This window comes from Streptomyces sp. FXJ1.172 (assembly GCF_001636945.3).
Classification (GTDB): Bacteria; Actinomycetota; Actinomycetes; order Streptomycetales; family Streptomycetaceae; genus Streptomyces.
Map to the genome: position 1 here is coordinate 536,098 of NZ_CP119134.1, position 13,222 is coordinate 549,319.

Annotated in this window: 12 protein-coding genes and 1 pseudogene; 8 read left to right on the forward strand and 5 right to left on the reverse strand. The window is 68.5% G+C overall.

Annotated elements, in window-relative coordinates:
- The first annotated feature begins 49 nt into the window (after window positions 1–49).
- On the forward strand, window positions 50–1,888 hold the full coding sequence (locus A6P39_RS44170; protein ID WP_275884169.1) for an RICIN domain-containing protein: 1,839 nt from the start codon (window positions 50–52) through the stop codon (window positions 1,886–1,888).
- Window positions 1,889–2,118: 230 nt separating this feature from the next.
- Here the strand turns inward: A6P39_RS44170 and A6P39_RS44175 are convergent, their stop codons facing one another.
- Together A6P39_RS44175 and A6P39_RS44180 are read right to left on the reverse strand one after the other, a co-directional pair.
- Complete coding sequence (locus A6P39_RS44175) at window positions 2,119–2,400, reverse strand: hypothetical protein (protein ID WP_275884170.1); 282 nt, start codon at window positions 2,398–2,400, stop codon at window positions 2,119–2,121.
- Complete coding sequence (locus tag A6P39_RS44180) at window positions 2,397–3,092, reverse strand: HNH endonuclease family protein (RefSeq protein WP_275884171.1); 696 nt, start codon at window positions 3,090–3,092, stop codon at window positions 2,397–2,399. The genes A6P39_RS44175 and A6P39_RS44180 overlap by 4 nt, the downstream gene beginning before the upstream one ends.
- 263 nt (window positions 3,093–3,355) lie before the next feature.
- On the opposite strand from A6P39_RS44180, the gene A6P39_RS44185 reads away from it, so the two are divergent.
- From A6P39_RS44185 to A6P39_RS44205, 5 genes are all read left to right on the forward strand, one after another.
- On the forward strand, window positions 3,356–4,507 hold the full coding sequence (locus tag A6P39_RS44185; protein WP_275884172.1) for an aldo/keto reductase: 1,152 nt from the start codon (window positions 3,356–3,358) through the stop codon (window positions 4,505–4,507).
- Entirely contained in the window at window positions 4,488–5,321 is an 834-nt protein-coding gene (locus A6P39_RS44190) for a hypothetical protein (protein WP_275884173.1), read from the forward strand. Before A6P39_RS44185 ends, A6P39_RS44190 begins: the two co-directional genes overlap by 20 nt.
- A 113-nt stretch (window positions 5,322–5,434) precedes the next feature.
- Window positions 5,435–5,671 (forward strand): hypothetical protein, encoded by a 237-nt coding sequence (locus A6P39_RS44195; protein WP_275884174.1) that lies wholly within the window; start codon window positions 5,435–5,437, stop codon window positions 5,669–5,671.
- Between the two features lie 683 nt (window positions 5,672–6,354).
- Window positions 6,355–7,311: a hypothetical protein gene (locus tag A6P39_RS44200; RefSeq protein ID WP_275884175.1), complete on the forward strand. Its 957-nt coding sequence runs from the start codon at window positions 6,355–6,357 to the stop codon at window positions 7,309–7,311.
- 162 nt (window positions 7,312–7,473) lie between these two features.
- Window positions 7,474–8,859, forward strand: coding sequence for a hypothetical protein (locus A6P39_RS44205; protein WP_275884176.1), 1,386 nt, complete (start codon window positions 7,474–7,476; stop codon window positions 8,857–8,859).
- Window positions 8,860–9,182: 323 nt separating this feature from the next.
- On the opposite strand, the gene A6P39_RS44210 is transcribed toward A6P39_RS44205, so the two are convergent.
- Window positions 9,183–10,073 (reverse strand): hypothetical protein, encoded by an 891-nt coding sequence (locus tag A6P39_RS44210; protein WP_275884177.1) that lies wholly within the window; start codon window positions 10,071–10,073, stop codon window positions 9,183–9,185.
- Window positions 10,074–10,178: 105 nt separating this feature from the next.
- Here A6P39_RS44210 and A6P39_RS44215 point away from each other — a divergent pair, with 105 nt between their 5' ends.
- Window positions 10,179–10,430 (forward strand): hypothetical protein, encoded by a 252-nt coding sequence (locus A6P39_RS44215; RefSeq protein ID WP_275884178.1) that lies wholly within the window; start codon window positions 10,179–10,181, stop codon window positions 10,428–10,430.
- Between the two features lie 308 nt (window positions 10,431–10,738).
- Here A6P39_RS44215 and A6P39_RS44220 read toward each other — a convergent pair whose 3' ends face one another.
- Window positions 10,739–11,356 carry a hypothetical protein gene (locus tag A6P39_RS44220; protein ID WP_275884179.1) on the reverse strand — a complete coding sequence of 206 codons (618 nt, stop codon included), beginning with the start codon at window positions 11,354–11,356 and terminating at the stop codon, window positions 10,739–10,741.
- A gap of 182 nt (window positions 11,357–11,538) precedes the next feature.
- A pseudogene (locus tag A6P39_RS44225) lies at window positions 11,539–12,325 on the reverse strand (helicase associated domain-containing protein); the annotation flags it as partial.
- A gap of 235 nt (window positions 12,326–12,560) precedes the next feature.
- Here A6P39_RS44225 and A6P39_RS44230 point away from each other — a divergent pair.
- On the forward strand, window positions 12,561–13,178 hold the full coding sequence (locus A6P39_RS44230) for a hypothetical protein (RefSeq protein ID WP_159396053.1): 618 nt from the start codon (window positions 12,561–12,563) through the stop codon (window positions 13,176–13,178).
- Window positions 13,179–13,222 lie beyond the last annotated feature (44 nt).

Genomic DNA, 13,222 nt, shown 5'->3' on the forward strand with positions numbered 1-13,222 from the left:
ACCGCCGCAGCCCGACCCCACGCCCGCACCGCCTGGAAGGGGCAGCACGATGCCCGTGCCCACGCAAGAGCTGAAGCTCCAGATCGTCAACGCCGCCACCGGACAAACCCTCGGCGTCAAGGACATGCCGGGCGCGGACGGGACACTCGTCGTCCGTGACGCCCCCGACGGCACTCCGGAGCAGTGGCACCTCACCCCCGTGCAGGCCGCACAAGGCACACCAGCGCAGGACGAGCAGGCGTACGTGATCCGTAACGCGGCCGACGGCAAGGTGTTCGACAACCCCGCCGCCGCAGACGGCAGCGTGCGCCAGTGGAAAGCCGCCAACAACAAGAAGGCCCAGCGGTGGCACCTCGTCCCCGTCGACGGCGAAGCCGGCTGCTACTTCATCGAGACCGTGACCGACGGCACCGTCCTGGACCTCGCCGACCCCGGCCCGGACAGCACCCCGGTCGTCCTGCGCGAGCACGACGAGAACGCCAAGAGCCAGCGCTGGCGCTTCGTCACCGCCGAGCCCGAACGCACCAGCGACCCCGTGCTGCGCTGGGCACCCCTGAGCCACTGGAACAGCCGCCAGTCCTGGCGGCTGACCCACTCGCCCGCACTGCGCCCGGCCCCCGGCGCCACACCCTGCTTCAGCGACCTGCTGCTGGTCCTCGAGGCGTTCGGGAGCGACCAGGACGCCGGCGGGTGGCACAGCGACAAAGCCAACCGGCCGCCCGACGGGCGAACCGCCTGGTGGGCCGGGCTCGGCGCGCGGTTCCTCGCCGACACCACCGGAGCAGGAGGCGCAGACATCGTCGGCCTCAAGCCCGCAAAGGGCGCAATGACGGCTGCCGGCCGCGGCGACGGCACCTTCGACGACGAACGCGTCCTGCACCCACCAGCGCCCTCCGCAAGCCCCGCAGACCTGTGGACCCTCGCGGACACGACCGGCGACGGCAAACCCAGCATCGTCATCCTCGCCGCCGACGGCCTCCACATCTTCCCCCAGGACGACGACGGGACATATCCGCCCGCGGGCGGCGCGCCGGCCATCCAGGCCTTCGGCCACGGCCCCCAGGCCGGCGGCTGGCTCGCCGACAAGCACCCCCGCTATCTCGTCGACACCACCGGCAACGGACGGCTCGACATCGTCGGCTTCCACGACGCCGGCCTGCGGGTCTCCCTCCAGGACGAAGACGGCACCTTCGCACCCCTGAGCGACGAACCCGCGCTCACAGCGTTCAGCCACGCACAGGACGCGGGCGGCTGGCTCGCCGACAAGCACCCCCGCTATCTCGTCGACACCACCGGCAACGGACGGCTCGACATCGTCGGCTTCCACGACGCCGGCCTGTGGGTCTCCCTCCAGGACGAGGACGGCACCTTCGCCGAACCCTTGTACATCCTGGACGACTTCGGAGTCGACCAGGGATGGACCACGGCTGAGGAGCACCCCCGGTTTCTGCTCGCGACCACCGCCGGCGGAGCCGTGGACATCGTCGGGTTCGGCCCCCAGGGTGTCGTCCTCGCCCGCGGACGCGGCGACGGCACCTTCGAGCCCGCGAAACTCGTCCTGAACGATTTCGGCCTTGCCCAGGGCTGGACGGGCAACAAGCACCTGCGGCTCCTGGCCGACGTCACCGGCGACGGCACCCCGGACATCATCGGCTTCGGCGACGAAGGCGTCTGGGTGTCGCACAACCGCGGCGACGGACTGTTCGACCAGGCCCAGCTGGTGTGCCGAGGCTTCGGCTACCACGACGACGCCGGCGCCTGGCGCGTCGACCGCCACCCCCGCTTCCTTGCCGACATCACCGGCGACGGACGCGCCGACATCGTCGGCTTCGGCGGACCCGGCGTATACGTGGCCCGCAACCTTTACCGCCGCTTCAGGACTCGATAACCAGCCAGGGCCCAACATTCCCGTCACAGGGACTCACCACTGGCCAGACGGAGCCGGCCATCCCCTTCGGGCCGCCGTGGTTTCCGCTTGTCAGCTGTACGCGCTTGGACGAACCGACCCAGCGCTGCCTTCCCCCGCCGCTCATGCCTACACGGAACCCACCGCCATGTCCGGGCAATCCAGGAGCAGCTCCAGCCTGCCCACAGGCCGGAGCTGCCGATGGCGTCAGGTCAGGTGGCCATCGCGCCTTGGCCCCGCCGGATACGCCCGAGGACATCCCGGTGGTAGGCCGCCAGACCCCCCTCGGTGATGGGCGCGGGGCTGCCGGTGAGGGTGTACCACTCGTCGGCGTCGGTGTACTGGACGGTGACGCACGCGCGGCGTCCGTCTTCGGTGAGGGTGGTGCGGACGGTGAGGTCGCCGGTGATGACGCCGGCCTCGTCGGTCATCGCTCCGCCCGGGCCGGCGGTGACGGTGCTGGTGTAGGAGTCGGTGTCCGGACTGGTGTTCATGCGGCGCAGGTGTCCAACATTTCGTCCAGCTTGTTCTTCTCCGGCTCGGTGATGTTCAACTCGTAGACGTACTTCACGTGGGTCCAGGCACGCGCGTACGTGCACCAGTAGGAGCGCAGCGGTGGTGCCCACTGGTCGGGCGACTGGTCGCCCTTCTGGCGGTTCGAGCTCGCCGACACGGCGATCAGTTGCGGGTTGGTGAGGTCGTTGGCGAACTGGCGGCGCTTGGCCGTGGTCCACTTATCTGCGCCGGAGCGCCAACCGTTGGCCAACGGGACGACGTGGTCGATGTCAACCTCGGTGGATGGCCTGGTGGAGACCTTCCCGTCGTAGGCGCTGTACCAGATGCCGGAGACGGCCCGGCACTGCTCGTCCTGGACGACGTCCTGGCCGTCGCGGGCGAGGACGACCTCGCGGGTGTCGCAGGTGCCGTACTGGGTGATCCAGTGGGGGAATTTCGAGCGCGAGTAGCCGGTCATCGGATGCGGGGCCGCGACAGTGAGTTCAGCGAGTTCCTTGCGGACGACGTCGGCCGGCGGCGGCTCGGGAAGATCCCGGCGCACGCCTGGGGCACCGTGGTGGGTGGCGGGCACTGCGGCTGCGGCCGCAGCCGCGGGAGCGGAGCTGACAGGGGTGAGCAGCGCGGCGACCGCCGTGGTGACCAGGGCAAGCTTCGCGTGGAACGGATGCATGGGCTCATCTCTCTCGATCGGCAATGAAGCTGATCAAGACAGGTAGCGGCCCTAACCCGCCGATGCGGGCGTACCAGCAGCGGCATCACCCGGATGGCGGGTGGGGGTTCACCGGAGAAACGAACCACCAACGACCCGCTCGAGGCGACCGCTCGCCTGCGGGGAGCGATGGCGTCACTCACTTCCCGCAGCGTGATTGCTGCACAGCGCCGCGCCGGCCTCATGCGCGTTGTGACACCGTCCCTGTCGACGGCGGTCTGCGGGTGCGGCTGACGACTGCCCGCGCGGTGCTGGGCGTCGGCGAGGACGCGGTGACGCTGTCCGCCGCCGGCACCGTGTACGAGTTCGCGCCTGAGGCGGAGGCGGTGCTGCGCCCGCTGGTCGACGGCCGGACCGTGGACCTGGCCACGCTCGCGGAGACGGCCAGCCTCGCTCTGGAGGACGTCGCCGCCCTGGTCCAGGAGCTCGTTGCCGGGCAGGCCGCGACGGTGGGGGAGCCTTCTGTGACGGCACAGCTCGCTCTGGGTACCTACCGGTGCCGGGCGATTCCGGAGGCGGCCGTCCGCGCGGCCGCCTCCGGCGCGCAGTGGGTCGACACCGCCCCCAACTACGCCACCGGCCAGGCGCAGGCCCTCCTGGCCCCGGTCCTGGCCGCCCACCCGTTGCTGAACGTCTCCACCAAGACGGGGTACTTCACCGCGGCCACCGGCACCGACGCCGTGAACGACGGTGTCCTCAATCAGGACCAGGCCGCCGCCGGGCACAGCCTCGCCCCCGACTACGTGCGCTGGCAGACCGGCCGCAACCGCGAGCAGCTCGGGCGCGACCGCCTGGACCTGGTCCTGCTGCACAACCCCGAGCGCGCCCACCCCGGCGACCGCCCCGCCCTGCACTACGCGATCCGGGACGCCTTCGCCGTCCTGGAGGAGGCCGTGGCGTCCGGGCACGTGGCGGGGTACGGCATCGCCACCTGGGCGGGCCTGGAGGAGGAGGCGTTCACGGTGGGGGAGCTGCTCGCCCTGGCCGCCGAAGCCGCCGGCGGACAACAGCACCACCTGGCCGCCATCCAGCTGCCGGTCAGCCTGGTGATGATGACGCCGATCGTGCAGGCCCTCCACGGCCGGGGCCCGCTCCCGGCCGCCGCCGGCGCGGGCCTGCGGGTGATGGCGTCGGCCCCGCTGCACGGCGGAGAGCTCCCCGGCATGGTCGACCAGGAGCTCGCCGACCTCATCCGGCCGGGCCTGACCCCCGCACAGGCGTGCGTCCTCGCCGTCGCGTCATGCACAGGAGTGACAAACGTCCTTCTCGCCGCCTCCGGTGCGCCACACTGGAAGGAGGCGGCCGACGCCGTCGCCCAACCCTCCCTGACCACCGCCAAGTTGCGGGAGATCACCGGTGTACTCGCCTCCCCCTGACCCGGACACCGAACAGCGCATGCGCGCCCACCACACGCACACCGCGAAGGCCCTGGACGTCCAGGTGGAGCCGGGCGCGGAGTTCTGGGGCTGGGCCGGGCGCACCCTGGGTGCCCCGGCCCGCACCGCTACGGGCGCGCCCGCCTGGCTGCGCCTGGTGTCGGCCCCGGCGGACAAGGCGTCGGGGAAGCTGTGGGACGGCGCCCTCGAGGCCCAGCACGCCTTCGGCGACCTCGACGGCCACCGGCCCGCCCTCCTGGCCGTCCACGATGCCGTCGACGACGGCATCGCCTACCGGGCGGAACTGTCGGTGCGCGTCGACGACCCAGTCCTGTCCGACGACCCGATCCTCCAGCACGAGGCCCAGCTGCCGGACTCCTGGTGGAACGACCTCGCCGGGACGCTGGAGAAAGTGGCGGCCGTCGACACCAGCCGCGTCGCCGTACGGCAGCAGTACATGGAGCGGGCCATCCCCGAGTTCGTAGGCATCCCGGCCCCGGCCGGCTCCTGCTGGACAACAGCCCATGCAGATGTGCACTGGGCGAACCTCACCGAACCGCTGCGCCTGCTGGACTGGGAAGGATGGGGCACGGCCCCGGAAGGGTTCGACGCCGCCACTCTCTACGCCTACTCGCTGCTCCAGCCGGACACTGCCGCCCGCGTCCGCGCCGCCTTCCCCGTGCTGGGCAGCCCGGCCAGCCTCGCCGCCGAAGCGACCGTGTGCGCCCAGTTGCTCCAGACCGTGGCCCGCGGAGACAACCTGATCCTCGAAGGACCGCTTCGGAACTGGGCTGAGGAACTCCGCCGCCGCTGAGCCCGCGTGGTCGCCCCGACCATGAGGCCGACCAGCCGGGTGCGCCCCCCGACCACGGTCCGAGTGGCGTGTCCGAAGTGACACGAAATTCGAACAAGCGATCTAATGCCGGTATGGACGTGACCGACTTCCCCGACGACCTGGTGCAGACGCAAGCCGCCTGGAACGCCACCTACAACGCGCTCGCCGCACCCCGCCCCCGCGACACCACCGCCCTGCGCCGCCGCCTGCTGCTCCTGTCCGTACGGCTGTGGTGGCACCCCTACTGGGAGACCGTCCCCTCGGTGCCGGCGGCACGCTCCGAGTTGCGCCACCTCGCCCGCGCCCACGGAGCCGTCCGGGCCGCGTGACCCATCGCCCCGGTCGACCAGGAGCACGAGGTTGCGCCAGCGGTTGCGCCTATCTGTTGCGCCTATCTGTTGCGCTGGATGTTGCGCCAATGGTTGCGCTAGGTGTTGCGCGGCCCGCAGGACCGTCCCCGTGTCCGCGCAGGTCGCCATGCGGTTTTGCCGTGGTCGGCCTGCTGACATCCCCGTTGCGGCTGCTCTGCCCATGTCCCTTGGCTGGAGTGAAGGAGGAAGGGACGGGCGGGATGGGCGGCGCGGCCGCGGCCGGGGATCGGGGCGCGCTCAGCCGGTTGCGCGTCGGCCGGGGCCGCCGCGCCTCGCCGCCGTCAGCCCGGCGGCGGAGCGGGGACGGAAGTCGTCGGCGCCCCGGTGCTGTCCTTCCGGTGCCGAGCCCCACAACAGGAAGAAAAGAGAAGTGGGTGGGTGGGACAGGCCCGGGACGGCGGGCGAGGGGAACGGGGCGCCGCTGGTGCTCCTCGCGCGCGACGGCGGAGCCGCGCGCGAAGCCGGGCAGACCAATTGCCCAGTCGTGGCCGCCAGGAAGAACAGCGGGCTTGCTGGCTTCTTGTCCGCGCCGGCTGAAACCGGAGGCGCCGAGGCCGCCCTGCGGACCACAATCCCTCTGGAACGCCAGCCCGCTCCCAGCAAGGAGGGCCGACATCAGCAAGCCGGTCTCACCTCAGAACATGAAGAACCTCGCCTTCATCAGGTTGCTGCACCGCCAGGGCATCGAGCAGTCGCTCCTTCCCGAGCCGCTTTCCTTCACCTCGGTGCTGACCTTCCACGACGCCGTGGAACTGTTCCTCATCGTCACCGCCGAACACCTGGGTGCCGTGCTGAAGGACCGAGACCCGTTCATCAAACGGTTCTTCGAGGGACTGCACCCGAGCAACTTTCCCGGCGGGGTGGACCTGCAGGGGCAGTACGGGATCAAGCGCCTGAACGACCTCCGCAACGGGTTCAAGCACACGGCCGGCTTCCCGGGCCCGAACGCCATCGCGGACGTGAAAGCCGACACCGCTCACTTCTTCCTGGAGAACACCCCCCGCGCCTTCGGCTTCACCTTCGACGACATCGACCTGGCCGAAGTCGTCCAGCACGACCAGACCCGCACGCACCTCAAGACGGCCGCACAGCTCAACTCGGAGGGCAGCTTCCTGGAGGCCATGGGCACCCTGGCGATGGCGTTCCAAGAGCTCATGAACGACCAGACCAAAGACAGGAACGCGCCCCGGGGACGGTCTGCTTACAGCTTCGGCGAGCCGATGCCGAGCAATCCGCTCAGAGAAGACCAGGTCCGAGCGACCCTCTACCAGCCGGATCATGCCTCGCGTAGAGGTGTGCCTGCGCGAGGCGCGGAATCGCTCGCCAGGGAGTACACGAGGACGCGCGAGGTCACCCGGGCTCTGCAGGAAGGCATGCGCCTTCTGGCGTTGGGCGTGGACTTCCACCAGTACCAGCGCTTCACCCGACTCACCCCGGAGGTGGTCCGCTACATCAATTCGACGACACCCAGCTTCTCTGCAGAGCCCGGATACGCCCCAAGCCAGGAAGAATTCGACTTCTGCCGCCAGTTCGTCATCACCGTGGCACTCCGCATCACCGAGATCAACGCACGGGTTGTCCCGCCGTCTTGGACGTGACTGGGGCGGCCGGGAGGGCGCCATACCCGTCGGCACTGAACCGCGGTGCTTTTCGAGACCTGACCGGTCCCGGGACCCAGCCGTGCCGGACAGCCCGTTCCGCAACGCCAACGCCCCTCGGCTGGCGTTCGGACGGCCCATCATCGTGGAATGGGAGAGTAGATGGACGTGGCGAGTCTTCGGGCACTGATCGACGAGACGGTCGTCGCTCGCTATCAGGTCTTCGGGCACAAGGACATTCCCGGCCTGTGCGCGAGCCTCAGCATGCCCGCGCCTCCGCCCAAGGTGGACCCTCACACCCATCGCGAGATCTCCAAGCACGAGCGCCTGGCTGCCAGCCTGGACACATGCCGTGATGAAGAGCTGCCGGTGATTGCGCGTGCGGTTCTGGCTAGCCAGCCCGTCACCGCGGATCAGCGCAATGCCCTGCAGGACGCGCTGTGGCAGGGCAGTGACTGCGTAGAGGTTCCCGGCAGGACCAGACGTGAACTCGCAGCCTCATTGTCCCTCGAGCACTACGTCCGTCACGCGGATCGGTTTCTCACGATGCTCGACTCTCTGTGGGTCTTGGACAACGATCCGATGACCGCTTGGAACGGTGGCGCCAAGACCCTTCGCGCACAGATCACCCAGTATGTGATCAACAACGATGACTGGGACGCCGTGTCCCTCTTCGAGCAGCTGGGTTGCTTCCAGGCACCGCATCCGCGCTTCGCCCGCTTCCTGGAGGCGCTGGCAGCACCCTCAACAATCCCTGACGAGCCTGCGCAACGGCAGTTTGTCGAGGTAGCCAACGTGCACCTGCAGCGCGTCGGCGCTCGACTGCAAGAAGCCGGTGAAGAGGACGGCTATCCGTTCTTCGAACTGATCAGAGCCGGTGAGCCACCCTCGCGCCGACCGCGGCAGGTCATTTTCGCCACCCTCACCAAACCTGACATCAGGGTCAGCAGCGTGTTGGACGGCGACCTAGAGGTCATCGAACAGGTCGAGCGGGCCGACCAGGTCCTCGTCTACGACCGCGTCATCGGCAACGACGGTCTCCGCTGGCGAGACCTCCTGAACTGGTGGCAGGAAAAACGCGGCATCACGGACACCTCGCAGGCCCGCTCGTCGCTATTCGAACGCATGCGGGCCAGCTTGCCCAAGGAATCAACCGGCCAGGACAACCTGTACTGGCTGTACTACAACATCTACCAGCACGAGCCCGACGATCTGCCCGCCCTGCTGCCCGAGGTATGGCTGCACTGGGACCACCAGACGATCAACCAGCGCCGTGAACGCGCCCAGCAGCACATCCGCATGGACTTCCTGCTGCTCATGCCGGGCCTCAGACGCGTAGTCCTTGAGGTCGACGGAAGCCAGCACTACACAGACAACCAGGGCAAGGTGCCCAGTCCCAGCAAGTACGCCGCCACTATGGCGGGGGATCGTGAGCTGAAGTTCCTGGGCTACCAGGTCTACCGCTTCGGCCATAGCGAACTGGAGGACAGAGAGAGCGCGCGTCCCCTGGTCGCTGACTTCTTCAGCAGGCTGCTGAAGCCGGTGTGACGTCAGCCGGGCCACCGGCGGGATCACCACCGTGAAGCCGCACGTGCCAGCGAACCCGCCGGGCACCACGCTGATTCGGTCGTGGTCGGGAGGTCGACATCCCCTCTACGCCCCCGAATCCACGCCCCACAGCAGGAAGAAGAAGAGAAGTGGGTGGGTGGGACAGGTCCCGGGCGGCGGGCGAGGGGATCGGGGCGCCGCTGGTGCTCCTCGCGCGACGGCGGGGCCACGCGTGCCGCCGGACGGACAAGCCGCCCGGCCGGGCCGTGTCGTCCTGGTGAAGAAGGCCGCAGCCCTGGCCGTGCAGCGGGACGACGGGTGCGTCACATGAAGTCGGGGTCGGGTTCCCAGTCCGGGTCCAGCTCTTCGTCATCGCGTAGCGACTGGGCTTTCATGTTCGCGAGGTCGAGTTCCGGTCCGGTCAGCGCGAGCTCGCAGACCCGACATCCGAAGTAGCGGGGGAAGAACCAGATGTCTCCGTAGTCGCCGCTCTTGTCCCGTCCGCTGATGAAGGCAGGACTTTCGCATGCCGGACACTGCGCGGGAATGTGGAGAAGCCATCGGCTGGGCAGAGGCGCTGCCGACAGACTGGCGACCAGGGCCGTCTTCTCGCTGTCGGACATCCTCTCTGTCTTCTTCGCGAAGGTCGCCTGCGCCCGCCGGACCTTCGCCGCGTAGCGCAATTTCAGCTCGGACGTCGTCTTCTCTACGAGGTCCTTGCACACGTCGTAATGGTTCTCCCAGAACCAATCCGGCTCCTTCGCCAGATTGGGCAGCAGGGAATCGATGTACGCCACACCAGCTGCCAGCAGGTCCCTGCACTCGTCAGACGGCCGTCCCCACCCCATGTGAGTGATGCCGTTGCGGGCATCCCTCAACGCCGCGAGCTGCGCTGGCACCTGCGCCTTGCCCACCTGCGCGAGTCTCGTCACGGCCTCCGCGCCGCCGATGGTCCTCAGCCCGGCGCGCCCCGTCTCCACCTTGTTCTCCTGGCCGCCCAGTACCAGCAGGTCCTGTACAGAAGGCTTGGGGGTAGCCAGCAACGTGAGAGTGACGGATGCCAGACACGCCTTGGCCAGGTGCTCGACAGCCACAGCCATGTGGTGGACTGCGAAGTCCTGGTCAGCAGGCTCTTCGAGGTAGGCGTCGATAGCTGTCCGAGCCCATCGTTGTGCAGAACTCACCAGCTCGTCACGGATCTCATCCTGGTTCATCGAAGAACCGTAAGCGGAGATCTGTGTCCATCGCATCGGACCGTCGGTCCGCCTGAACCGTCGGCCGGTGCCACGGGACCACGGCCACCGGCTAGTCTCCACCGCATGGCACACACCCACTGGGCAGTTGAGTACCCGGTCGACCCGTCCGCTTCCCCCACCCCCGTGGGAGGCAAGCTGCTCATAAGCCTTGAGGCCGCTCTCGCCGATGCCCCTCTCGATGAATGGGCGTACGAAGTGGCCGGCGAACCGGTCGAGGGCTACCAGGAGTTCCGGAAGCGCCTCGACGCGGCGGCAAGCATCAGCGAGGGTGAGTTCGTCGCGCGCGCCAACGGTATCGTCGTGCGGTCGTCCTGACCTGCCCAGTACGGACAGCGACGGCCCCGGGCTTCCTCGCCTGGGGACGCCGCTCGTATTTCGTCTCCCGGACCGTTCTTGCTGGCCGGGACCCGCCCTGGGATCTTCTATCGCGGTCGTCGTAGGAGTTCACGCAGCCTTTGGAGTACGCCGATCCAGGCTTCGGCGAGTGTCTCAAAGTCGCTGGCGAGCTTTGCGCCCATCACGCACACGACGCTGATGAAGCCGATCACCGCGAGCACCCACAGGGTGGGACCTTCCACTGACTTTCCCTTCGAGAGCGGCGGCTGCCGCCTCTTGGGAAAGGGTCAGGCGGCGAGCACGCAGGAGTTGGAGGAGAACGGCAACGTGGCCGGTCCTCCAGGTGCTCGGGGGACACGCGGCGCCGCGAGCCGGATCACGCCGCATGGAGATGACTGACAGGTAGGTGCTGGCGACAGAAAGCCGCCGTGAACCAGCCCTAGCTGCGCGTGCAGGAGGTCAAGAGCGAGAAGCCAGAACTGCTCAGCAGCCTTAGCACCACGGTCCAGGTCATCGAATGGCGGCAGGTCTGCCGCCGCCCGAATGGGCGTCGAGCCGACAGCCTGCGTTGTGATTGACGGAAGCTGAGTTGCTTCCTCCGCCGACCTGAGCAGAGATCGCGCGAACTCGATGGAGTCCTGCTGTTCCTGAGCTTGGTGCAGGACCTGCCTATGGTCATCGGCGGCGAGAACGGTGCGCAGGACCGAGCCGGCTGACGTGGTCTTGCCGGACTGCACGTACTGCTCAACCCGGACCACGCCACACGCCAACGCGAGCGCGTCAAGCATGGCTGCCATGCCGCTGGCGTTCGATCCGATCAGCACCCCAGTGGTCGCTTTGATACGGAACGATGCAGCATGCCGGAACCGCTCAGGGCGCAGTTGCACGGCGACTGCATCGGACATGGCCCGCAGTCTAGGCGGCCACGCTGGCTGGCCAAGCAGGATTCGCAACTGGGGAGAAACTGGAGACCTCTACTTGACGCAATGGAGGGGCTGGTCGCCCTCTCGGAGACGTCAGGAGTGCGCAGGATCCGGCAAAGGGGCCAGCCACGCGCAGTGCCAGCTGGCCCCCTCAACGTCCGGTTCTACGCCCATGCGACGCCTAGCTCAACGAGCGCTGCCCGCTGCTCCTCGGTGAGTTTGTCGCGCCGCGATTTGGTGTTCGAGACCCATACGCCCAGTTTCACGACTACCGGCTCCGTCTCGCCGTCGACTGCGATTTCTTCGCTGTGGCCGCGTGGCACCGGCCGCTGACCTTCCCGCTCCACCCACTGCGCGAGGGCTGCCAGGCCGCGCTGGAACGCCTGCTGCGCCTTGGTCGGGTCCTTCGCCGCACACCCGGCTGCCGGGGCGGGAGAGGGCTCCTCCAGTGGCTTGATGCCCAGCACGGTCAGCCGCTGCTGCTGTTCGGGTTGGAGCCGTGCCCAGGTGCCGGGCTGCTTCTGCTGCTGGAGCCATTTGCCGATGTCGTCGCCGTCCATGAGTACGCCGGGGGCGATGTCGGGCAGGTGGCCGTCGGCGTCGACGAGGTCGGCGAGGACGCGGTAGTGGCGTTGCCAGTCTAGTGGCCAGGGGCAGTCCCAGTCTGGGTCGATCTCCGTCAGCTGCGCCGCGCGTATGGCGGCCCGCTCGGGGTCCTTGCCCAGGCCGTTCTTCGCGCCTTTGCGGCGGAGGTTGGCCATGTGTTGCCCGATGGGCACCATCGCCTTGCCCTCGCCCCACACCGCGTCCTGACGGGACGCGAGGTGTCCGGTCGCCCGCCGGTAGGACCGGAGCGCGGCGAGCTTGGCCTCCCACGCTCGCTTCCTCGCCCGGCTCCCAGACCATTCCGGCTTCCGGCGCGTCCAGGAGGACCTTGCGCCTGTGACGGAGCCCTGATTTTCAGGGGCTTGGTCGTTTGGGACTGGTGCCCCGTCTTTGGGGGTGGGACTGGGGACGGTTGGAGCGGCTGCGTTCGGGCGTGATGGGCGTGGCCTGGTTGCGTGTTCGGTTTGCTTGTTCGGGTGGTTGGGCTGCGGTCCTGTAGTTGGGTGGGAATGATCTCGGTTTTCCTGGAGGCGTACTGGTGCGTCCAATGGCAACTGCGCCATCTGGGCTACAGTCCCGCATGGGCATTGCAGACACATCCATCGCGGCCGCTTCAGCCGCGTTCAGCGGACTCGCTGCATTCGGCGCTTGGAAGGCTTCACGTCAGGCGAACGGCACCGCGGCATCTGTCGCTCAGATCGAACGGGACCGCTGGCACAACGCGCTGACTCCACAGCTTCGGCTGAAACTTGAGCAGTCAGATGGGCTGCTCTACGTCCGCTTCGATGGTCCGGCCCAGCTGGGCCGACTGAGCATACGACTCATCATTCGCGACGACTTCGACCGTACTGGGGTACCCGGACTCGCTGGCGGTCCGACGCCGGACGAGATCGCACAGGTCGTCTGGGGCCCCTACCGGTTCCGGCCCGGAGTCGACGGCGCCGACCAACTCGGTCGGACCGTCACGCCGTTCCCGCTGGAAGCAGGTGACCGTACTCGGCTCGCACTTGACCCTTCCGTAAAGCCGGCCTGGTACGAAGGCACTGATGGTGAGCAACGCTGGCGGCGGCAGTACCAGAACGCGACGATCAGGCTGTGGGCCGACTGCGAAGTCGAAGGGCACAAGCCTTGGCGGCTCAGCTTCGGTGTCACTCAGGATGGCCGGTGGGCGCAGACCGGCCGCACCGTCGGCAGCTGAGGCCGTACGAGGCGAGTCAATCCCGCGGCTGCCTGGGCGGTGAT